The organism is Streptomyces sp. NPDC002671 (genome assembly GCF_053592475.1).
Genome location: NZ_JBSFVU010000009.1, coordinates 156,574 through 178,622, shown reverse-complemented (window position 1 = coordinate 178,622; position 22,049 = coordinate 156,574). Strand labels below are relative to the sequence as shown.

General features: G+C 72.7%; 17 protein-coding genes. 9 read left to right on the top strand and 8 right to left on the bottom strand.

Annotated elements, in window-relative coordinates:
• Positions 1 to 63: 63 nt before the first annotated feature.
• Positions 64 to 2,652 carry a DEAD/DEAH box helicase gene (locus tag ACWD35_RS16320; protein ID WP_451352006.1) on the bottom strand — a complete coding sequence of 863 codons (2,589 nt, stop codon included), beginning with the start codon at positions 2,650 to 2,652 and terminating at the stop codon, positions 64 to 66.
• Positions 2,653 to 3,170: 518 nt separating this feature from the next.
• Between ACWD35_RS16320 and ACWD35_RS16315 the strand changes: the two genes are divergently transcribed.
• A complete protein-coding gene (locus ACWD35_RS16315; protein WP_451351888.1) occupies positions 3,171 to 3,920 on the top strand; it encodes a ferritin-like fold-containing protein in 750 nt (249 codons plus the stop codon).
• A gap of 122 nt (positions 3,921 to 4,042) precedes the next feature.
• On the opposite strand, the gene ACWD35_RS16310 is transcribed toward ACWD35_RS16315, so the two are convergent.
• From ACWD35_RS16310 to ACWD35_RS16295, 4 genes are all read right to left on the bottom strand, one after another.
• Entirely contained in the window at positions 4,043 to 4,309 is a 267-nt protein-coding gene (locus ACWD35_RS16310) for a hypothetical protein (RefSeq protein WP_451351887.1), read from the bottom strand.
• A gap of 191 nt (positions 4,310 to 4,500) precedes the next feature.
• Entirely contained in the window at positions 4,501 to 4,728 is a 228-nt protein-coding gene (locus tag ACWD35_RS16305; RefSeq protein WP_451351886.1) for a DUF3107 domain-containing protein, read from the bottom strand.
• A 146-nt stretch (positions 4,729 to 4,874) separates the two neighbouring features.
• Complete coding sequence (locus ACWD35_RS16300; protein ID WP_451351885.1) at positions 4,875 to 5,516, bottom strand: TetR/AcrR family transcriptional regulator; 642 nt, start codon at positions 5,514 to 5,516, stop codon at positions 4,875 to 4,877.
• 199 nt (positions 5,517 to 5,715) lie between these two features.
• Entirely contained in the window at positions 5,716 to 5,940 is a 225-nt protein-coding gene (locus tag ACWD35_RS16295; protein WP_451351884.1) for a hypothetical protein, read from the bottom strand.
• A 165-nt stretch (positions 5,941 to 6,105) separates the two neighbouring features.
• Between ACWD35_RS16295 and ACWD35_RS16290 the strand changes: the two genes are divergently transcribed.
• The 7 genes from ACWD35_RS16290 to moeZ all read left to right on the top strand — a co-directional run bounded on the left by ACWD35_RS16290 (position 6,106) and on the right by moeZ (position 15,055).
• A complete protein-coding gene (locus tag ACWD35_RS16290; protein ID WP_451351883.1) occupies positions 6,106 to 7,134 on the top strand; it encodes an alpha/beta fold hydrolase in 1,029 nt (342 codons plus the stop codon).
• Between the two features lie 8 nt (positions 7,135 to 7,142).
• Positions 7,143 to 8,555, top strand: coding sequence for a DUF3152 domain-containing protein (locus tag ACWD35_RS16285; RefSeq protein WP_451351882.1), 1,413 nt, complete (start codon positions 7,143 to 7,145; stop codon positions 8,553 to 8,555).
• A 234-nt stretch (positions 8,556 to 8,789) separates the two neighbouring features.
• A complete protein-coding gene (locus ACWD35_RS16280; RefSeq protein ID WP_451351881.1) occupies positions 8,790 to 10,529 on the top strand; it encodes a DUF3492 domain-containing protein in 1,740 nt (579 codons plus the stop codon).
• Complete coding sequence (locus ACWD35_RS16275; RefSeq protein ID WP_451351880.1) at positions 10,529 to 11,968, top strand: hypothetical protein; 1,440 nt, start codon at positions 10,529 to 10,531, stop codon at positions 11,966 to 11,968. The genes ACWD35_RS16280 and ACWD35_RS16275 overlap by 1 nt, the downstream gene beginning before the upstream one ends.
• 142 nt (positions 11,969 to 12,110) lie before the next feature.
• A complete protein-coding gene (locus ACWD35_RS16270; protein ID WP_451351879.1) occupies positions 12,111 to 13,070 on the top strand; it encodes an NAD-dependent epimerase/dehydratase family protein in 960 nt (319 codons plus the stop codon).
• Complete coding sequence (locus tag ACWD35_RS16265; RefSeq protein ID WP_451351878.1) at positions 13,058 to 13,813, top strand: spherulation-specific family 4 protein; 756 nt, start codon at positions 13,058 to 13,060, stop codon at positions 13,811 to 13,813. Before ACWD35_RS16270 ends, ACWD35_RS16265 begins: the two co-directional genes overlap by 13 nt.
• Positions 13,814 to 13,876: 63 nt before the next feature.
• Positions 13,877 to 15,055 (top strand): adenylyltransferase/sulfurtransferase MoeZ, encoded by a 1,179-nt coding sequence (gene moeZ / locus ACWD35_RS16260; protein WP_451351877.1) that lies wholly within the window; start codon positions 13,877 to 13,879, stop codon positions 15,053 to 15,055.
• A gap of 68 nt (positions 15,056 to 15,123) precedes the next feature.
• Here moeZ and ACWD35_RS16255 read toward each other — a convergent pair whose 3' ends face one another.
• The 3 genes from ACWD35_RS16255 to ACWD35_RS16245 all read right to left on the bottom strand — a co-directional run bounded on the left by ACWD35_RS16255 (position 15,124) and on the right by ACWD35_RS16245 (position 21,296).
• Positions 15,124 to 16,674: an alpha/beta hydrolase gene (locus ACWD35_RS16255; protein ID WP_451351876.1), complete on the bottom strand. Its 1,551-nt coding sequence runs from the start codon at positions 16,672 to 16,674 to the stop codon at positions 15,124 to 15,126.
• Positions 16,675 to 16,842: 168 nt separating this feature from the next.
• Positions 16,843 to 18,390: an alpha/beta hydrolase gene (locus tag ACWD35_RS16250; RefSeq protein WP_451351875.1), complete on the bottom strand. Its 1,548-nt coding sequence runs from the start codon at positions 18,388 to 18,390 to the stop codon at positions 16,843 to 16,845.
• A 107-nt stretch (positions 18,391 to 18,497) separates the two neighbouring features.
• Positions 18,498 to 21,296: a lysylphosphatidylglycerol synthase domain-containing protein gene (locus tag ACWD35_RS16245; protein ID WP_451351874.1), complete on the bottom strand. Its 2,799-nt coding sequence runs from the start codon at positions 21,294 to 21,296 to the stop codon at positions 18,498 to 18,500.
• Between the two features lie 186 nt (positions 21,297 to 21,482).
• Between ACWD35_RS16245 and ACWD35_RS16240 the strand changes: the two genes are divergently transcribed.
• Positions 21,483 to 21,869: an MGMT family protein gene (locus ACWD35_RS16240; RefSeq protein WP_451351873.1), complete on the top strand. Its 387-nt coding sequence runs from the start codon at positions 21,483 to 21,485 to the stop codon at positions 21,867 to 21,869.
• Positions 21,870 to 22,049 lie beyond the last annotated feature (180 nt).

Below are 22,049 nucleotides of genomic sequence, written 5' to 3'. Positions count from 1 at the left end.
CACCGGAGTGGACCGGGCCATCGGGTGATGGTGCTGCGGTGCTGAGCCGAGCTGAGCGCCGGATCAGGCCTCGGGAGCCTCCACGGCAGCCGCGGCCTTGCGTGTGCGGCGCACCTTGGGCTTCGCCTCGACGCCCTCGACCGCCTCGCCGGCCGCCGTCGCCTCGGCGGCGGACGCCGTGGCCTTGCGGGTGCGGCGGCGCGGCTTGGCCTCCGGCTCCTCGGTGGCCTGCGCCGGGATCTCCACGGCAGGAGCCTCGGCCACGGCCTTACGAGTCCGCCGGACCTTGGGCGCGGCCACCTCGGCACCGTCGACAGCGGTCGCGGCCGCCTTGCGGGTGCGACGGGGCTTGGCCTCGGCCTCAGGGGCCTCGGTGGCTTCGGGGGCGGTGGCGGCCGTCTTCCGCGTGCGGCGCGGCTTGGCTTCCGTGCCTTCGGCCGTGTCCACGGCTGACTCCGCGGCTGCGGCGGTCTTGCGGGTCCGGCGCGGCTTGGCCTCGGCCTCAGGGGCCTCGGTTGCCTCCGGAGCGGCGGCAGCCGTCTTGCGGGTACGGCGGGGCTTCGCCTCGGTGCCTTCGGCCGTCTCGACGGCGGCTTCGGCGGAGGCAGCGGCCTTGCGGGTGCGGCGCGGCTTGGCTTCCGTGCCTTCGGCCGTGTCCACGGCTGACTCCGCGGCTGCGGCGGTCTTGCGGGTCCGGCGCGGCTTGGCCTCGGCCTCAGGGGCCTCGGTTGCCTCCGGAGCGGCGGCAGCCGTCTTGCGCGTGCGGCGCGGCTTGGTCGCCGGGGCGGCTTCCACCGGGGCCTCGGCAGGCGTGGCCTCGGCGGTCGTCACCGCGGCCTCGGCGGCCGGCTCGGCCGTCTTGCGCGTACGGCGGCGCGGCTTGGCCTCCGCGGCCTCGGCCGTGTCCACCGCGGCCTCCGCCTCGGTGGCCTCCGGCGCAGCGACGGCCTTGCGGGTGCGGCGGCGGGGCTTCGTCTCCGGGGCCGGGGTGGCCTCGGGAGCCGGAGCGGCCTCGGGCGCGGGCTCGGTCACCGTGCTCTCGGCCGGCGTCACCTCAGTTGCCTGCGGCTCGGCCGACTTGCGGGTGCGGCGACGACGCGGCTTGTCCGGGGTGTCGAGCGCGACAGGACCCTCCGCCGTGTCCACCGTCTCAACAGCGGCCTCGGGAGCGGCCGTTGCCGTGGCCGTCACCGGCTCGGCCGACGCTCCGCCGCGGGTACGGCGACGACGGCGCGGGGTGCGCTTCGCGGCGGCCTCCTCCGTGACGGACTCGGCGGCCGGTGCCGTGGCGGACGTAGCGGTCGTAGCCGTCGTCGTGGCGGACTCGTCCAAGGAAGTGCCGCCGCGCGTACGACGGCGACGGCGCGGCGTACGGGCCGAACGCTCCCGCTCGCCGGTGCTCGTCTCGGCAGCGTCACCGCGACCGCCCCGGCCACCGCGACCGCGCGCACCGCGGCCACCGGTCTCGCCCAGGTCCTCCAGCTCCTCGGCCGCCAGCCCGGCGCGGGTCCGCTCCGAGCGCGGCAGGGTGCCCTTGGTGCCCTCGGGGATGCCGAGGTCCGTGAACAGGTGCGGGGAGCTGGAGTACGTCTCCGCCGGGTCGTTGAAGTCCAGCTCCAGCGCCTTGTTGATCAGCTGCCAGCGCGGGATGTCGTCCCAGTCGACGAACGTGATCGCCGTACCCTTGGCGCCCGCGCGGCCCGTACGGCCGATGCGGTGCAGGTACGTCTTCTCGTCCTCGGGGGACTGGTAGTTGATGACGTGGGTGACGCCCTCGACGTCGATACCGCGCGCGGCGACGTCGGTGCAGACGAGGACGTCGACCTTGCCGTTGCGGAAGGCGCGCAGCGCCTGCTCGCGGGCGCCCTGGCCGAGGTCGCCGTGGACCGCGCCGGAGGCGAAGCCGCGGCGCTGCAGCTGCTCGGCGATGTCGGCGGCCGTCCGCTTCGTACGGCAGAAGATCATCGCGAGCCCGCGGCCGTCGGCCTGCAGGATGCGGGCGACCATCTCCGGCTTGTCCATGTTGTGCGCGCGGTAGACGAACTGCTTGATGTTCGCGACCGTCGCGCCCTCGTCGTCCGGCGAAGTGGCACGGATGTGGGTCGGCTGGGACATGTAGCGGCGCGCGAGGCCGATGACCGCGCCCGGCATGGTCGCGGAGAACAGCATGGTCTGCCGCTTGGCCGGAAGCAGGTTGAGGATCTTCTCGACGTCGGGCAGGAAGCCCAGGTCGAGCATCTCGTCGGCCTCGTCGAGGACCAGGCTCTTGACGTGCTTCAGGTTCAGCTTCTTCTGGCCCGCGAGGTCGAGCAGGCGGCCCGGGGTGCCGACGACGACGTCGACGCCCCTCTTCAGCATCTCGACCTGAGGCTCGTAGGCCCGGCCGCCGTAGATCGCGGCGACGCGGACGTTGCGCACCTTGCCCGCGGTCAGCAGGTCGTTCGTGACCTGCGTGCACAGCTCGCGCGTCGGGACGACGACGAGCGCCTGCGGGGCGTCGGTGAGGGCCTCGGGAGCGGCGCGGCCGGCCTCGACGTCGGCGGGGACGGTGACGCGCTCAAGAAGGGGAAGGCCGAAGCCCAGCGTCTTGCCGGTGCCGGTCTTGGCCTGGCCGATGACGTCCGTGCCGGAAAGGGCGACGGGGAGCGTCATCTCCTGGATGGGGAAGGGGTTGATGATGCCGACGGCCTCCAGGGCCTCGGCGGTCTCGGGGAGGATCCCGAGCTCTCGGAACGTCGTAGTCAGGGTCATGCCTCTTCTGTGTGTGCGGCGCGAGGCGAGCGCGGGGGTCATGACTGACCGTGCCGGGGACGTCGGCTGCCGTACGGGCGAACCACTGGGGCAAGCCGTATGACACGGGACCTCTGCCGACGCTCTAGCGCTCGTACCGCTGAGGGGGTCCCTCCGGTCGTCGTACGTACAGAGCCGTACGGCCGGGGAGGGCTGTCGGGTCGGAGCCGATCGGGCCACCGACCGGGCATCCTCATGCGTGCGCCCTGTCGGAAGACGTCGAGCAGCGTCGACGCACTCTCAGCAGGCGCATTACCACCATACCCCGGATTGGCGCACATGCGACGGCCGATTTGGTCACGTTGTCGTGGTCACAGTGGTAGGCAATCGTCGGCACAGTGGCCGACCAGGGGCTTCCGCGGCCCGGCGAGCGGGCTATTGTGCGCCTCATGACTAGCTCTGACAAGCCTGAGAACGCCTCCGCCACCGGACACACCGGGGTCGCCGCCCAGGACTGGGCGCAGGCCTCCGCCGACCCGCAGTACCGCGCCGCGGTCGTGGACCTGCTCGGCGCGCTCGCGTACGGGGAGCTGGCGGCGTTCGAGCGGCTCGCGGAGGACGCCAAGCTGGCGCCGACCCTCGCGGACAAGGCGGAGCTGGCGAAGATGGCCTCGGCCGAGTTCCACCACTTCGAGCGGCTGCGGGACCGGCTCACCGAGATCGGCGAGGAGCCGACCGCGGCGATGGAGCCGTTCGTCGCCGCCCTGGACGGCTTCCACCGGCAGACGGCGCCCTCGGACTGGCTGGAGGGCCTGGTCAAGGCGTACGTCGGCGACTCGATCGCCAGCGACTTCTACCGGGAGGTCGCGGCCCGCCTCGACTCCGACACCCGCGAACTCGTCCTCGCCGTCCTCGACGACACCGGGCACGCCGGCTTCGCGGTGGAGAAGGTGCGCGCGGCCATCGACGCCGACCCGCGCGTGGGCGGACGGCTCGCGCTGTGGGCGCGGCGGCTGATGGGCGAGGCGCTGTCGCAGTCCCAGCGGGTCGTCGCCGACCGGGACGCGCTGTCGACGATGCTCGTGGGTGGCGTGGCCGACGGGTTCGATCTCGCGGAGGTCGGCAGGATGTTCTCGCGGATCACTGAGGCGCACACGAAGCGGATGGCTGCGCTGGGCCTCGCGGCCTAGGCGTCGTTGCGCTCTGGGGGGGGTTGCGGGGCGTTGCGCGGCTGCGGGTGTGTCGTGGTTGCTCGTGCCCACGCGGCGGAGCCGCATATCAAGCAGAGTCCCGCGCCCCTCCAGCCTGACGGCTACGCCGTCGCTGATCGTCGAAGGCGGCCCGTCGGGCGCAGCAGCAGTGACAACGACGCTGCCGAGACGATCGCCGCGCCCAGCAGGCTCAGCAGGAGGCTGCCGGGGCCCAGGGCGCTGTGGGTGATGAAGTCGCCGAAGAGGGCTCCGGCGACGCCCGTCGAGTACACCAGCGGGTGGGCCGGCAGCCGGTGCGAGAGGCGGTGTGCCGCCGCCCAGGCGAGCACCAGGCCGAGCACAGCGGATCCGAGCACTTCCAGGATCATCCGAGGTCCCTCCCACGGGCGGCCTGCCCTTGACGTACGTAGCCCGTCATACCCGTGACCTGCGGAGTGCAATCCTCCGCTGTGGGCGACTTGTGCTCCCTCTGTGCGCCGCAAGCGCACACGTCCGTGGCCGGGAACGCACGAAGAGGGCCCGGCGGCACATGCCACCGGGCCCTCTTTGCGACTCTGGCCTACAGCGTGCCGAAGCCCACCTTGCGGACCGTCGGCTCGCCGATCTCCACGTACGCCAGGCGGTCCGCAGGGATCAGGACCTTGCGGCCCTTCTCATCCACGAGGCTCAGCAGCTGCGACTTGCCGGCCAGCGCGTCGGCCACCACGCGCTCGACCTCCTCGACGCTCTGACCGCTCTCCAGAACGATCTCGCGGGGCGCGTGCTGCACGCCGATCTTGACCTCCACGGCTATGTCCCTCCGACGGTCAGTGATATGCGCGATCTTCCGCGCCGTACGCAGCACACATTAGCCCGGTGAGGGGACGTACACGCTGCGGGACGGCACGCCAGGAGCGAACACCGCGCGGGAACAAACGGATGCCGGCCGGACGCTCAGTGGGACTCGGTGCCGTGCAGCGGGAAACCGGCGATGCCCCGCCACGCCAGCGAGGTCAGCAGCTGCACCGCCTGGTCGCGCGGGACGCTGCGGTCGCTGTGCAGCCAGGAACGGGCCACCACCTGGGCGAGGCCGCCGAGGCCGGAGGCGAGCAGCATCGACTCCGCGCGGGAGAGGCCCGTGTCCTCGGCGATGACCTCGCAGATCGCCTCGGCGCAGTCGTTGGTGACCTTGTCGACGCGCTCGCGCACGGCGGGCTCGTTCGTCAGGTCGGACTCGAAGACCAGGCGGAAGGCGCCGCCGTCGTCCTCGACGTAGGCGAAATAGGCGTCCATGGTCGCCCGGACGCGCTGTTTGTTGTCCGTCGTCGACGCCAGCGCGCCGCGCACGGCCTGGATCAGCGACTCGCAGTGCTGGTCCAGCAGGGCGAGGTAGAGGTCGAGCTTGCCGGGGAAGTGCTGGTACAGCACCGGCTTGCTGACGCCGGCCCGCTCGGCGATGTCGTCCATCGCCGCAGCGTGGTAGCCCTGTGCGACGAATACCTCCTGGGCGGCGCCCAGCAGCTGGTTCCGTCGGGCTCGGCGCGGCAGGCGGGTGCCGCGCGGGCGTACCGCCTCAGTTTGCTCGATGGCTGTCACGCCGCCTCCCAAAGTCGTCCACATGCGGTGTCACCGCGCCGCCATCGTACTTTTCGGTAACCGTGGTGTGCGCGGTGCGAGCGCAGAATTTCATGTACCGGACGGCGACGAAAGCCACGAAGCAGGGCCGGTGCCGCCTGGAAGCGGGCCGATGTGGCCCGGAAGCCTGGCAGGTGCGGCCTGGACGCGGCGTTCGGCGTCAGCGGTAGTCGTCCTCGTCGATGGCGACCACGCGCGCCTGCTCGGCGAGGTCGGCCTCGTTCGCGCGGTCCGGAACGATCTCCGTCATCGGGTCGTCGTGCTCCGGCGTGATGTCGGTGTGCTGCTCGGCGGCGTCCACTTCGGGGGCCTCGAAGTCGACTTCGGGGCTCTCGTTGGCCTCCAGGTCCTCGATCGTTTCGGGCTCAATGGGGTCATAGGCCATGGTGGGCTCCCTTCCTACGAACGTCCCTGGGAGCAGCAGGGTGCACACGCGGGTGCCCTGTGTATGAGCCTAGGAGACACCTGATCCGGACGCCATGCCATCCGCGACCCACTCTGTGACGGCGAACACATGAACCAGGGCGTGATCGTCTCGTAACATTGCGGCATGTCTTCGATCGAGTCGCCGTCCGTGCCGGCCGCCAGTGTGTTTCCGAAGGCGGCAGCCGTCCGGGTCGGCGAGGGCGAGCGGATGAGGTCGGTGGGGCTTTCGGGGGTCACCCTGTCGATCCGGTCCCGCCGTCCCGCGCGTGAAGGCCTGTCGCCCGCGCTCTACGTCCACGGACTCGGCGGTTCCTCGCAGAACTGGTCGGAGCTGATGGCGCGGCTGGACGGCGTCGTCGACAGCGAGGCGCTCGACCTGCCGGGCTTCGGCGACTCACCGCCCCCGGACGACGGCGACTACTCGGTCACCGGGCACGCGCGCGCGGTGATCCGCTATCTCGACGCGGCCGGCCGCGGCCCGGTCCACCTCTTCGGCAACTCGCTCGGCGGCGCGGTCGTCACGCGCGTGTCCGCCGTACGCCCGGACCTCGTCCGCACGCTCACCCTCGTCTCACCCGCGCTGCCGGAGCTGCGCGTGCAGCGCACCGCCGTGCCGACGGCGCTCCTGGGCGTGCCCGGAGTGGCCTCGCTGTTCACCCGGCTCACCAAGGAGTGGACGGCCGAGCAGCGGGTGGGCGGCGTCATGGCGCTCTGCTACGGCGACCCCGGGCGCGTCTCGCCCGAGGCGTTCCGGGATGCCGTGGAGGAGCTGGAGCGGCGGCTTCAACTGCCGTACTTCTGGGACGCGATGGCACGCTCCGCGCGCGGGGTGGTCAACGCCTACACGCTGGGCGGCCAGCACGGGCTGTGGCGCCAGGCCGAGCGCGTGCTCGCGCCGACCCTGCTGATCTACGGCGGCCGGGACCAGCTGGTCGGCTACCGCATGGCCCAGAAGGCCGCCCGCTCCTTCCGTGACTCCCGCCTGCTGTCCCTGCCGGACGCCGGGCACGTGGCGATGATGGAGTACCCCGAGGTGGTGGCCGGGGCGTTCCGGGAACTTCTCGCGGATGCCGGGGAGTTGACCGATGGGGCGACGGCAGTCGCCGATGCCGGGGGCGACGTCACGGCCGCCAGTACGAGTGCGGGGAGCTGAGGGCCGAGGTGGGACGCCACAGTCGCAGGGGATCGGCCTCCAAGGACGACCCCGCGGACATAGCAGCAAAGCGAGGGGGTCGGGCCGCGGGCTCCGGGAAGCCCCAGGACGCGCCTACGGCCCTGCCGCCCGGCCTGCCCGGGCAGCGGCGGGCGCCGGTCCACGGCGCGCCGACTCTGCCTGACGGCACGCCCGCGCACGGTATGCCGCGCTTCCCCGACGGCACCCCCGCGCACGGCACCCCCGAAGTCCGTGGTGGTCACCCCGAGCAGCATGAACCCGGCGGTGGCTGGGGGCAGTTCGCGGTGCGGGCCGGTGCGGGGCCTGTTGCCGGTGGGCCCGGTGTCGGGCTGCCGCGGCAGCGGCAGGAAGGGGACGCCGGGCCCGGCCTCGGCGCCCGTCCGGGCCCCGGGCGTGGTCGGCGGCGTGGAGCCGGGCCCCGGCAGGAGTATCTCGACGCTTTCGACAAGGAGCTCGACGTCTTCGCGCCCCGCGCGGGCGAGCCGTCGGCCGGGGCGCGGGGGCCCTACGCCACCGAGGCGGAAGCCGGGACGGGCACCCAGGCGGACGGAGGCGCCGACGCGCCGTCGGCCGGCGTGCCCGCACAGCGGGGCGGTGGCAAGGGGCGGGCCTTCACCGGGATCGCCGCCGCCGCCGTCACCACCGCGCTGGCGATCGTCGTCGCCGGCCACGTGACCGCGCGGCGCGAGGACGGCGCCGTACAGTCGCACTCCGCCACCGACCAGGCGCGCGACACCCACGACCCCGCGTCGCGCGGTGACGACCGGACGAGTCCCTCCGCCTCGCCGGTCACGGCGACGCTGACATACGAGCAGAAGATGGGCCGGACGTACCCGCTGAGTGCCACGCTGAAGGGCTCGGGGAAGTTCGACACGGTGCCCGGCTTCGCCAAGGCGCCCGGCACGGGGCGGAAGTACACCTACCGCGTGGACGTCGAGCGGGGGCTGGGCCTGGACGGCGTGCTGTTCGCCGAGGCCGTGCAGAAGACCCTGAACGACGGCCGCAGTTGGTCCCACGGCGGCGCCCGCACCTTCGAGCGCGTCTCCTCCGGCAAGCCCGACTTCGTGATCACGCTGGCCAGCCCCGGCACCACCGCCAAGTGGTGCGCCAAGTCCGGCCTGGACACCACGGTGGACAACGTCTCCTGCGACTCGGCCTCCACCGAACGCGTGATGATCAACGCCTACCGGTGGGCCCAGGGCAGCAAGACCTACGGGAACAAGATCCACCCGTACCGGCAGATGCTCATCAACCACGAGGTCGGGCACCGGCTCGGCCACGGCCACGTCAGCTGCCAGCGCGACGGCGAGTTGGCGCCGGTCATGCAGCAGCAGACCAAGTTCCTCGACCACGACGGGATCCACTGCCTGCCCAACCCCTGGCCGTTTCCCAAGGGCTGAAGGGCTGAAGGGCTGAAGGGCGGCTGGGCGTAACGTTTTGCGCTCGCACGATCACTGTGTGAACTGCTAGCGCGGCGAAACGCGTCCCGCACGCGAAAGTTACGACCGTTCACCCCTTTTGGTGGCGCGACGGACAACCGTCCGTCGCGCCACCGCCTTGTCCGCATACGTTCTTCCCGCTGCGAGCCGCCGGGGTGACGGCGGCTCCCCAAACGGGAGATCGGGGGTGTGCACGTGCGCATCGGACTGCTTACGGAGGGTGGCTATCCGTATGTGAACGGTGACGCCAGGCTCTGGTGCGACCGGCTCGTGCGCGGGCTCGAGCAGCACGAGTTCGACGTCTACGCGCTCAGCCGCAGCCGGCAGCAGGAGGAGCAGGGCTGGGTCCCGCTCCCGCCGCAGGTCGGCCGGGTGCGTACGGCGCCCCTGTGGACGGCCGAGGGCGACGAGGTCACCTACGGACGGCACGCGCGCCGGTGCTTCGCCGAGTGCTACGGGGAACTGGCCGCGGCGGTCTGCGCCGGGGCCGGCGGCGGCTCCGGCCCCGGCGCCGACGCCGGCGAGGCGGGTTCTGAGGACGGTGCCGACTCCGCCGATCTGGCGGACCGTTTCGGCAGCGCGCTGTACGGACTCGCCGAACTCGCCCGCGACGCAGGCGGACTGACCGGAGCACTCCGCTCGGACACCGCCGTACGCACCCTGGAGCGTGCCTGCCGTGCCCCCGGCGCACTGCGCACGGCGCGCGAGGCGCGCGTACCCGACCTGCTCGCCGTCACCGCCCACCTCGAACGCGCCCTGCGCCCCCTCACCCTCGACTGGTACGGCGACGACGGTCTCGGCGCGGCCGACCTCTGCCACGCCACCGCCGGCGGCCCCGCCGCCCTGCCCGGACTGCTCGCCCGGCACTTCTCCGATGTGCCGCTGCTGGTCACCGAGTACGGCGTGCAGCTCCGCTCGCACTACCTGACCCTCGGCCCGGACGCCGCCGCCCCCGCCGTACGCGCCCTGCTCGCCGCCTTCCACGGCCGGCTCGCCACCGAGGTCTACCGGCGCGCCGAGATCCTCACCCCCGGCAACGCGCACGCGCGCCGCTGGCAGGAACGGTGCGGCGCCGACCGGGCCAGGATCCGCACGGTGTACCCGGGCATGGAGTCCGCCCGCTTCACGGAGGTCGGCGAGTCCCCCGACCGCGCCGACCCGGACACGCTGGTCTGGGTCGGCCGTGTGGAGCCCGCCAAGGACCTCGTCTCGCTGCTGCACGCCTTCGCCGAGGTCCGCAAGGAGGAGCCCGAGGCCCGCCTGCGCGTCATCGGCGCGCCCGTGGGCCCCGAGGGCGCGGCCTACCTCGGCCACTGCCGGGCCCTGGCCGCCCAGCTCTTCCCGGACGAGGCCGAGGGCGTGCACGCGGTCGGCGACAACCCCGTCTCCTTCGAGGAGATCGGCGGCCCGGAGGCGCCGACCCTCGCCGACGCCTATGCCTCCGGCGCCGTGATCGTCCTGTCCAGCGTCGTCGAGGGCTTCCCGATCAGCCTCGTCGAGGCCATGTTCTGCGGCCGGGCCACGGTGTCGACGGACGTCGGTGCCGTGGTGGAGGTGATCGGCGGCACGGGCCTGGTGGTCCCGCCGCGCAATCCGCGGGCGCTCGCCGAGGCGTGCGTGGCGCTGCTGCGCGACCCCGAGCGCCGTGAGCGCCTCGGCGCCGCCGCGCGCGCCCGGGCGCTCGAACTGTTCACCGTCGAGCAGAACATCCAGGCGTTTCACAGTATTTACCTGGACATCGTCTCGCACTGCCCGGTCCGCCGGGTCGTCCTGGACGAGGCCGGCGAGCCCCTGCCGTTCGCCGCCCCGGCCGAGTCCCATGTCCCCGGCCGCCTGACCGGCCCCACGGCCCACGCCCTCACCCGCGGCTTTCCCGCCTGGGCCACCGCCACGCCGGTGCGGGCGACGCCGGTCGCGGCTGCGGAGGGGGCGTGATGAGCGAACTGGACCGGCCCGGGATGCCGAGCGGCGCCGACGCGTGGGACGCGCGGTCGGGGGAGTGGCTGGCCGGCGGAGGGACGATCGGGGAGGTTGGTGAGCCGGCCGGTGAGCCCGATGATGAGGCCTCCCCGGTCGCCGAGGCTCCGGTGGGCTCCGGCTCGGCGGCTTCCGCCGCCGCGGACTCTGAGATCGCGTCAGCTGTTGGCTCTGCGGGCTCGGTGAGTTCCGCCGGCTCTCGCGGTGAGCGTCGGACGTCTTCGTCGTCGGCGCCGTCGGCCCCCGCGCGAGGCGGCACGAACACCGAGCCCGGCAAGGCCCGACGGACGGCCCCCCGGCGCGGTGCCGTCGACCCCGTGAAGGCCCTGCTGCACCGGCACCGCGAGCTGTGCGAGCGGGCCGTGGACCCCCTGGAGATCGCGGCCGGGCTGGAGGCGCACGGCGTCACCGACCGCACCGCGGCCCGTTTCCGCCACCGGGACGTCTTCTCGCTCGCCGAGGAGCTGTACGCGCGCGTGCCCCGCGACGGTGAGCCGCGCCCGGCGTCCGAGGCTCCGCGCGCGCCCCGCGTCCGCGCCGACTGGGTCCTGCTCACCCTGCTGCCCGGCGCCCTCGGCGCGGCCACCGTGGCCGGTCTGCGCCTCACCGACGGACAACCCCGCTTCCTGGCGGCGGTCGTCGGCGTCCTCGCCGTGGCCCTCGCGGTCCGCGCGGCACTGCGCCGCGGCCCCCTCGCCACCCCGCCCGGCACCCCCGCGTGGCGCCCGGCACTCGGCACGCGCGCGGGGACGCTCTGGCTGCTCGGCTACGCCCTCCTCGGCGACGGACTCCTCCAGGCCATCGTGTCCGGCGGTCCCGACGCCCTGCCCACCGGCGACCCGGACGGTCCTTGGCCCACAGCCACCGCGCCCGTCCTGGCCCTCGCCCTGGCCTGCGCCCCGGCGGCCTGGTGCGCCCACCTGCTTGCCGCGGGCGCCCGCCGCAGGCTCGCCGGCAGCCGGGGCCTGGAGGACTTCACGGCCGCCGCGAAGCCTCTGCTGCTGGGCACGTTCGCGCTGTTCCTGGGCGCCCTCACCGCGCTGCTCCTGCTGTGCGGCACCCTCCTGCACGAACCCGCCGCCTACCCGCAGGCGCTCACCCTGGGCGCCCTGCTCCTGCTCGCCCGGCTGCTCGGCGCGCACCACCACCGGCGCGCCCCCGGCATCGTCCTCGGCGCGGCGGCGGCCGTCGAGATGGCGGCCCCCGCGCTGCTGCTGGGCGGCCGACTGCCCGGCTGCGCCTTCCTGGCGAGCCCCGTCGAGGCCCTCGTGGACACCTGCGGACCGGCCGGCGTGCCGGCGCTCGCCTGCGGCGCTGGGGCGCTGGCCCTGCTGGTCCACGCCACCCGCACCCTCACTCAGGCCTCGGCCCACGCTCCCGCGGGAGCACCTGAGTGAACCTTCCGCCACCGGCCCGGACCGAGCCTGCTGCCACCCGTCGGAGGCAGCCGCACCACCCCCTTGAAGGAGAAGACCAGATGACCACCTCCCGACCCGGAGCGTCCGGAGCCGCCGGTGCGTACACCCCCGGAGGTGCCCGATGAGGGTTCTGCTGATCGGAGCCAACGGATACCTCGGCCGCTTCGTCGCCGACCGTCTGCTCGCCGACCCGGCCGTCCAGCTCACCGCGCTCGGCCGCGGGGACGACGCCGACGTCCGCTTCGACCTCGCCACCGGCAGCCCCGGCGCGCTCACCCGCTTCCTCGACGCCGTGCACCCCGGCGTCGTCGTCAACTGCGCGGGCGCCACCCGCGGCGGCGCCCGCGAACTCACCCGGCACAACACCGTCTCCGTCGCCACCGTCTGCGAGGCCCTGCGCCGCAGCGGCTGCGGCGCCCGCCTGGTGCAGATCGGGTGCAGTGCCGAGTACGGCCCCAGCCAGCCCGGCTCCTCCACGGCCGAGGACGCCGTCCCCCGCCCCGGCGGCCCGTACGGCGTCAGCAAGCTCGCCGCGACCGAACTGGTCCTCGGCTCCGGCCTCGACGCCGTCGTCCTGCGCGTCTTCTCGCCCGCCGGACCCGGCACCCCGGCCGGCTCCCCGCTCGGCCGCCTCGCCGAGGCCATGCGCCGCGCCATGCAGTCCGGCGACGGCGAACTCAAACTCGGCGGCCTCGGCGTCCAGCGCGACTTCGTGGACGTGCGCGACGTCGCCCGCGCGGTACACGCCGCCTCGCTCTCCGCCGCGCAGGGCGTCATCAACATCGGCTCCGGCCGTGCCGTCCGCCTCAGGGACGCTGCCACCGTCCTCGCACGCGTGGCCGGATACGGCGGCGCCCTCCACGAACTCGACGCCCCGCCCGGCCCCCTGCGCACCGCCATCGGCCACCCCCGGGCAGACTCCGACCACGCGCCCCCGGTCGCGTTCCCGTACCCGGACGGCTGCGGCAGCTGGCAGCAGGCCGACGTGCGCACCGCCCGCGACCGGCTCGGCTGGAGGCCGCGCATCAACCTCGAAGAATCCCTGGCCGACATCTGGATGGAGGCGGCATGCCGCATCTGACCAGCACCACAGCCCCAGCGGGCGCCACCGGCACCGGCGTTCGCACCGCCCTCGGCATCCCCGGCTTCGCCCACCCGTTGGTGGCCCCCGCCCAGTGGGCCGAACTCGCCCGCCCCGGCACCCCGCTGGACTGGGTGGTGCTCGACGTCGCCGCCGGGCCGGGCACCCGCCCCGACCCGTACTGCCTCCAGGCGGCCGGGCGGCTGCGGGCCGCCGGCGTCCGCGTCCTCGGCCACCTGGACGCGGTCCACGGCGACCGCGCCTTCGGCGACCTGCTCGCCGACGCACACCGCTACCTGGACTGGTACCGGGTCGACGGCTTCCTGCTGCACCGCCGCCCCACCGAACGCACCGCGCTCGCAGAGGTCCGCCGTACGACCACCGCCCTGCGGGCCATCAGTGACACCGCCCACATCGTCCTCGGCCACGGCAGCCACCCGCATCCCGGGTACACGGAGTACGCCGATCAGCTCGTGACCTTCAGCGGCCCCTGGTCCGACTACCGCTTCTCGCAGGTCGCCGAGTGGACCGCCGACTATCCGCCCGACCGCTTCTGCCACTTCGTGCACGGCGTGCCCCGCGGCCACCTGGAGGAGGCGCTGCGCATCGCCCGCTGGCAGGGCGCCGCGACGATCTACGTCACCGACCGCACGGATCACCGAGGCCAGGCCGACCCCTGGGAGACCATGCCCGGGTACTGGGACGAAATTGTCTCGCGTATCGGGACGGGTGTCTCGGAATGAAAATGGCCATGGCAGTGTTACGGAGAGAACAACCGTCATGATTGACCGACCAACGGAGTCCCCGTGTCGCTGCCACCCCTGGTCGAGCCGGCTGCCGAGCTCACCGTAGACGAGGTCCGCAGGTACTCCCGCCACCTGATCATCCCCGACGTGGGGATGGACGGGCAGAAGCGGCTGAAGAACGCCAAGGTGCTCTGCGTGGGCGCCGGCGGCCTGGGTTCGCCGGCGCTGATGTACCTCGCCGCCGCGGGCGTGGGCACCCTCGGCATCGTGGAGTTCGACGAGGTCGACGAGTCGAACCTGCAGCGCCAGATCATTCACAGCCAGTCCGACATCGGCCGTTCCAAGGCCGAGTCCGCGCGTGACAGTGTCCTGGGCATCAACCCGTACGTGAACGTGATCCTTCACGAGGAGCGGCTCGAAGCCGAGAACGTGATGGACATCTTCAGCCAGTACGACCTGATCGTCGACGGCACCGACAACTTCGCGACCCGCTACCTGGTCAACGACGCCTGCGTGCTGCTGAACAAGCCGTACGTGTGGGGCTCGATCTACCGCTTCGACGGCCAGGCCTCGGTCTTCTGGTCCGAGCACGGCCCCTGCTACCGCTGCCTCTACCCGGAGCCCCCGCCGCCCGGCATGGTCCCGTCCTGCGCCGAGGGCGGCGTGCTCGGCGTGCTGTGCGCGTCCATCGGCTCCATCCAGGTCACCGAGGCGATCAAGGTCCTCACCGGCACCGGCGAGCCGCTCGTCGGCCGCCTGATGATCTACGACGCCCTGGAGATGCAGTACCGCCAGGTCAAGGTCCGCAAGGACCCGGACTGCGCGGTCTGCGGCGAGAACCCGACCGTCACCGAACTCATCGACTACGAGGCCTTCTGCGGCGTCGTGTCCGAGGAGGCCCAGCAGGCCGCCGCCGGTTCGACGATCACTCCCAAGCAGCTCAAGGAGTGGATCGATGAGGGCGAGAACATCGAGATCATCGACGTCCGCGAGCCGAACGAGTACGAGATCGTCTCCATCCCGGGCGCCAAGCTGATCCCCAAGAACGAGTTCCTCCTGGGCGCCGCCCTGGAGTCCCTCCCGCAGGACAAGAAGATCGTCTTGCACTGCAAGACGGGTGTCCGCAGTGCGGAAGTCCTCGCGGTCCTGAAGTCCGCGGGCTTCGCCGACGCCGTCCACGTGGGCGGCGGCGTCATCGGCTGGGTCAACCAGATCGAACCGGAGAAGCCGGTCTACTGACCAGGAGATTCGCCTCCCCTTCCGTGACGGGTTCCGCGCACAGCAGGCGCGCGGAACCCGTCGCGCGTTCACGAACAGACCTTGCCGTCCCTCGGCACCGTCCCGTTCAGCAGGTACGCGTCCACCGTCGAGTCGACGCAGTCGCTGCCGTTGCCGTACGCCCCATGTCCCTCGCCCTTCCAGGTGAGTTCGACGCCGACACCCTTGCCCAGCTCGTCGGCCATCCTGCGGGCGCCCTCGTACGGGGTGGCAGGGTCCCCGGTGTTGCCGACCAGCAGGATCGGTGCCGCACCGGGCGCGCTGACCTCGGGGGTGTCGTACTGGCCCGGCATCGGCCAGTCGTGGCACCAGCCGGCCGTGTCCCAGCCCAGGAAGTCCCCGAACACCGGAGAGATCCGCTCGAACTCCGGCAGCAGCCTCTTCGTCTCGGCAAGGGTCGGCCGCTGCCTGTCGTCCAGGCACGATATGACCCGCTGGGCGTGGCTCGTCGTGCCGTAGTGTCCCGCGGAGTCCCGTTCGTTGTACCGGTCCGCGAGCGCCAGCAGCCCTGAACCGTCGCCCTGCTGCGCCGACTTCAGCGCGCCGGTCAGCGTCCCCCAGCTCGACTCGCTGTACAGCGGCAGCACGATCCCGGTGACCGCGAGCGTCTCGGTCAGCTTCCGCCCCGACGACGTGGGCAGCGGCCGGGCGTCGATCCGCCGCAGCAGGTCCGCGATCTTCCGCGAGCCCTGCTCGGGGTTCTGGCCGGTGGACTTCAGATAGTCGTCCAGGGCCCGCTGGAAGCCGCGGGCCTGGTTCTCGGCGTGGCCCACCGCGTCCGCCGTCGGGTCGACCACCGCGTCGAGGACGGCCCGCCCGACGTTCCTGGGGAACAGGTGGGCGTAGACGCCGCCGAGTTCGGTGCCGTAGGAGATGCCGAAGTAGTGCAGCTTGTCGTCGCCGAGGACCTGGCGCATCAGGTCCATGTCGCGAGCGGTGTCGGTGGTCGACGCGTGGGCCAGCAGGGGGCCGGCGGCCTTCTGGCAGCCCTTGCCGAAGTCGGTGGCGTCCTGGAAGTACGCCTTCTCCTCGGCCGGGGTGTCCGGCGTGGCGTCCACGTCCTCCTCGGCCGTGAGCTCCCGGTCGCTCCGGCAGCGGACGCCCTCGCTGGCGCCGACCCCGCGCGGGTCCCAGCTCACCAGGTCGTAATGCTCCTGGAGCTTGGAGACAGTGCCCGCGTAGTACGGCATCGTCGACACGCCCGAGCCGCCCGGGCCGCCGAAGTTGAACAGCAGCGAGCCGATCCGGTGGCCGCCGGTCGCCCGCGCGCGGATGAGAGAGAGCCCGATCGTCGTACCGTCCGGCTTCGACCAGTCCAGCGGCACCTTCAGCGTCGCGCACCGCCAGTCGTCGCCCGGCGCGCCCGAGTCCGCCGTGGCCTTGCAGCGGTTCCAGTCGAGGCGCTGCCCGGTGAGCGAGGCGGGAAGGGCCCCGGAAGCGGACGGCGCGGACGACGGGGGAGTGGACCGGCCGCCGGCCCCCTTGCCCTCGCTTCCGCCCCCACCTGACGAGCCGCCACCGCACCCGGCCAACAGCAGCGCCGCTGTCGCGGCGGCCAGCCACCGCGGGAATCGAGGCATGCGCACCCCCCTCACAGGCCCCCCGCGTCTCGTCCGCGGCGAGCGATGAGGCCATGTTAGGCCGCCGGACCACAGCTCGTGACAGCCTGTGGATAACGCTGTGACCTGCGATTTTGTGTGGCTCTCCGGCTGGGTCGGAGGGAATCGGCCGGGGAATCGAGGGGGAGATCAGGAGCAGACCGTACCGGCCTTCGGCACCGTCCCGTTCAGCAGATAACCGTTCACCGCAGCCTGCACGCACCTGTTCTTGCTGTCGTACGCACCGTGCCCCTGGCCCTTGTACGTCAGCTCGACGCCGACACCCTGGCCGAGCGCATCCACCATCTTCTTCGCGCCCTCGTACGGCGTGGCCGGGTCGCCGGTGTTGCCGACGACGAGGATGGGCGCCGACCCCGGCGCGCTGACGTCGGGATGGTCGGCGGCGCCCGGCACGGCCCAGTCGGTGCAGCTGACCATGCCCCAGGCCAGGAAGTCCCCGAACACCGGGGAGGCGGAACGGAACTCGGGCAGCCTCCCCTGGACGAAGTCGGCCGTGTACCGGGGCTTCTCGTCGGCGCAGTTGATGGCGATGTTCGCCGCGGTGATGTTGCTGTACTCGCCGTTCTCGCTGCGGCCGTTCAACGAGTCGGACAGCACCATCAGGATCTTGCCGTCGCCGTCGTAGGCCTGCTCAAGCCCCTCGGTGAGGTACTGCCAGAAGTCCTTGGAGTACAGGGACTGCGCGATGCCGTTGGTCGCGGCCGTCTGCGTCAGCTGCCGCGGGGAGATACCGGGGATCGGCTTCGTCTCCAGGTCCGCCAGCAGTTTGGCGATGCGGTTCTTGACGTCCTGGGCGGTGTCGCCGATCGGGCACTCGGTGATCTTCGAGGTGCAGTCCTGGGCGAAGTTGTCGAGTGCGAGCTGGAAGCCCTGGGCCTGACCCAGCGCGCTCTGCTCCGGGTTCTGCGTGGGGTCGACCACCGCGTCGAAGACGGCCCGCCCGACGTTCTTGGGGAACAGGTGGGCGTAGACGCCGCCGAGTTCGGTGCCGTAGGAGATGCCGAAGTAGTGCAGCTTGTCGTCGCCGAGGACCTGGCGCATCAGGTCCATGTCGCGGGCCGCGTCGGTGGTGCGCACATGGGGCAGGATCGTCTTGGAGTTCCTCTCGCAGGCCGCGTTGAACTGCTGGGTGCGCTTGATCAGCTGGGCGCGCTCGGCGCTGTCGTCGGGCGTCGCGTCCTGCTGGAAGTACGCGTCCAGCTGGCTGTCGCTCTCGCACTTCACCGGCGCGCTGCGGCCGACCCCGCGCGGGTCGAAGCTGACCAGGTCGTAGCGGGTGCGCAGGGTGGTGTAGTCCGCGCCGAACGCGGGCAGCGTGGTGACGCCGCTGCCGCCGGGGCCGCCGAAGTTGAACACGAGCGAGCCGATCCGCTTGCTCGCCGCGCCGCTGGCCCTGGCGCGGATGAGGGCGAGGTTGATGGTGTCGCCCTCGGGCTTGCTCCAGTCGAGGGGTGCCTTCATGGTGGCGCACTGCCACCTGGTGCCGTTCGGCAGCGGGGAGGGGGCAGTGCCGCCGCCCTCCGCCTCGGACGGGGCCGGGCAGTCCTTCCAGTCCAGCTTCTGCGCCGCCAGGTCACCGACCTCGCTGCCGTTGTCGCCGCATCCGGCGAGCAGCGTGGACAGCAGCACGGCGGTGGTGGTCAGCACTGCGGCCCGCAGCCGGGAGGGGTTCGCCATGGTCCCATCCTGCGGGCGCGTACGCCGGGGCGCGCGGGGCACGGGCCGTACGAGGTACGTCCCGGGAGGCCGTGGGTGCGTGATCCGGCCCCGCCCGCAGCCGGCTCCTACAGGGCTCCCTTGCGGCTGAGGTGGTTGAAGGCCAGCCAGCCGGGCAGCACGGGCAGCCACAGGGTCAGCAGCCGGAACAGCAGGACGGCCGGGGCGGCGACCTCCTTGGGGAGGCCGACGGCGATCAGACCGAGCGTCAGGCTCGCCTCCACGGCGCCCACGCCGCCCGGCGTCGGGGCTGCGGACCCGAGGGCGTTTCCGGCGAGGAAGACCACGGCCACACTGGCGATGCTCAGCGAGGCCGAGCCGTCGCCGAAGGCCCGGATGGAGGCGTCCAGGCACATCACGAAGCAGGCGGTCAGCAGAAGCATCCCGCCGATGCCGGTGACCAGCTTCTGCGGACGCTGAAGCACGTCGAGCATGCGCGGTACGACACCCGCGAACAGCGACCTCACGCGCGTGACGATGAATTTCCGCAGGAACGGCACCGAGGTGACCACGAGCACAAGCACCGCCACGGTCAGCAGACCCGCGATGACCGTCCGGGACGGTGACAGCGACGGTGTCTTCTCCGTGCCGGTCAGGTAGCCGAAGGACAGCAGCATCAGGATGTGGGCCCCGAGCCCGAACAGCTGTGACGCGCCGACGCTCGCCACCGCGAGACCGGGGCGTACGCCCGCGCGCTGCAGGAAGCGCGTGTTGAGGGCCACACCGCCGACGGCGGCCGGCGCCACGATCTTCACGAACGACCCGGCGACCTGCGCGGCCACCGTCCTCAGGAACGGCACCCGCTCGGGCACGAACCCCAGCAGCGCCATCGCCGCGGCGACGTAACTGAGCGCCGAGAACAGCACCGCCGCCGCCACCCAGCCCCACTGGGCCTGCGCGAACAGCGTGCCGAACTGGATGTGGGTGAGCTGGGTCAGCAGGAAGTACGCGCCGATCGCGCCGGCGATGAAGCTGATCAGCGTGCGCGGGCGCACCCGCTCCAGGCGGGCCGGCTCCACGGGGGCCTCGGGCCTGATCCGCAGCACCTGGTGCCGGATCTGCGTGAGCAGATCCTCCTCACGCGCCTCTTCGAGGGCTTCGTCGATGGCCCGCTTCTCCGCGCGCTGCTCCGCGCGGACCGCCTTCTTGTCCGGCTTTTCGAGCGCGGTCCGGGTCGTCTCGGGCGCCTCCTCCAGGCGGGCCAGCTTGGCCTGCCGGGATGCCTCCAGCACCGCCTCGCGCTCACGCTGGGCGCGCTCCCGGGCCAGCCGGCGCAGCGTCGCGCGCGTGGAGCGCGTCAGCGCGATGGGCTGGAGCATCGGCAGACAGTCCGCGACCGCGTCCGGGCCGAGCACACCGACCGCCGAGGCCACCGCCCGCTCGGCCCCCACCCGCAGGCCGAGCGTGGTGACCAGCTGCGCCACGTCCATGCGCAGCAGCAGTTCGCCGGCCGCGATCTCGCCGCCACGCAGCTCGGAGAGGATCACCCTGCCTGAACGATCCACCAGGATCGCGTCACCGGCCAGCCGGCGGTGCGCGATGCGCCGTGACTGGAGCGCCTTCACCTGGTGCCAGGTGTTGTGCAGCAGCTCGTCGGTGATCTCGTCGTCGGCCAGCGAGTCCAGCATGCGCCCGCCGGTGTGCTCGTAGACGAGCATCACCGCGTCGGGGCCGAGCTCGGAGGTCGCGATCAGCTTGGGCGCGTTGGCGCCCGCTGCGATCGCCGCATACGCCAGCAGCGCCTCCTGCTCCAGTGCCTGGCGCAGCGACTGGAGGCTGGAGCGGGTGGCGAAGCCGCGCAGGGTCAGGTTGCGCCACGCGCGGTAGAAGAAGCCCTGGGCCTGCTGCTCCCGGTCGACGACCGTGACGTCCAGCGGCTGGCCGTCCTCCAGGGTGACGAAGTAGCGACGGCCGCGGTCGCCGTTCTCCGCGTCCGTGGCCTCCTCGCGGGCGGCGCCGACGGGGTGGAAACCGACGTGCCTGAGGCCGGCCAGCAGGGTCTGCCCGGTGGGCCGCACGTTGGGGGAGCCGACCGCGTACAGGGTGCCGTAGGCGACGGTCCAGCCGATCAGCACCGTCAGGATGATCGAGAAGGGGGTCGTGTAGCCGGTGACCAGCATCGAGAACGCGTCGAGCAGCAGCACGATCCACAGCACCGCGCGCCACCGGGGTCTGCGGGACATGCCGACGGCGGTCATGTAGGCGATGACGGGCGCCAGATAGCCGTGCACGGGGTCGGTGAGCGCGTGGATGTCGCCGGGGGAGGGCTGGGTGAGCGCGTCCTGGATCGAGCCGGGGGCGGCGCGGGCGACCCACAGGTCGGTGGCGAGGGTCACTCCGTGGGCGAGTACCGCCGCGAGGACGCCGTCGGCGATGCGCAGCCCGTCCCGTTTGATCAGTCGTTCGATCGCGAAGGCGACCGGCACCAGGAGGATCGCGATGCTGGACGCCAGTCCCGCAATCTTGATCAGCAGGTCGGGGGCCTGCCCGGTGCCCTTGTTGATGTCCTGTTCGAGGCCCGAGGTGGTGCCGTGCGCGAACGCGGCGATCGCGAGCAGCACGACGATCGCGAGCACGCCCACCAGCAGCCGCATGAGGTCGGAGGGGCGGTGCACGCGCGCGGGGAGCAGCGGCTCGTCGCCCTCGACCTCGTCGGTGTGCGGGTCGTCCTCGGCGCCCGGACCGTGGTCGTCGTCACGCGCGCGCGTGCCGTCGTCTCCGTGCACACCGGTGTCGTCCTTGTGCGTACCGGGGTCGTCCCGTTGCGTACCGGTGTCGTCGCCCTGGCCCGCGCGGGCGGTGCCGGGGCGCGCGGCGGCGTCAGGGGTGCCCGCCGCGCCTTCGGGGTGCACGCCCTGCTGTTTCATGGTCTCTTCTTGGTCTCGTATCACCAGTCACCGCCCGCACGATGGTGGCATGCCGCACCGACACCCGCGGGCATCAGGGTGCAGATGCGGGGGCGGACAGTCTGCCGGAAGCGCCGCCGAGGAGCGAGGGGCCGCTTTCGGACCGCTCCCGCCGCGCTGTCGGCGGGGTGCGGCAGGATGGGACGAATGAGCGAGCAGAGCCCTGCCGAGGCCACCCGTGAGGAGTACGCGGACGCGCTGCCCGAGTACGCCGAGCGGGTCCTGGACGTAGCCGAGCGGATTCCGCCCGGCCGGGTCATGACGTACGGCGACGTCGCCGAGTGGCTGGAGGAGGGAGGGCCCCGCCAGGTCGGCCGGGTGATGGCCCTCTACGGGGGCGCCGTTCCGTGGTGGCGGGTGGTGCGCGCCGACGGGGTGCTGCTGCCCGGGCACGAGCTGCGTGCGCTCGCCCACTACCGCGCGGAGGGCACACCGCTGAAGGAGGCGGGCAGGAGCACCGAGGGCCATCTGCCGCGGCTCGACATGAGGCGGGCGCGATGGGACGGCGGCGCGGGCGCGGAGGGTCACACCTGACAGCTTCCGCCATCGGATGCCGTCGGGGGGAGCCTGTGGCCCGTACGAGGGACATGGGGGACGTCCGTGGCATGACGTACGTTCGTGGGATGTGGGACGCGCGTGGCGCGAGCGCCGCGAGGGATGAAGCGGAAGCCCTGCTTCCGTCCGGAGCGGCGGCGTAGCGTCGGCTGCACGTGT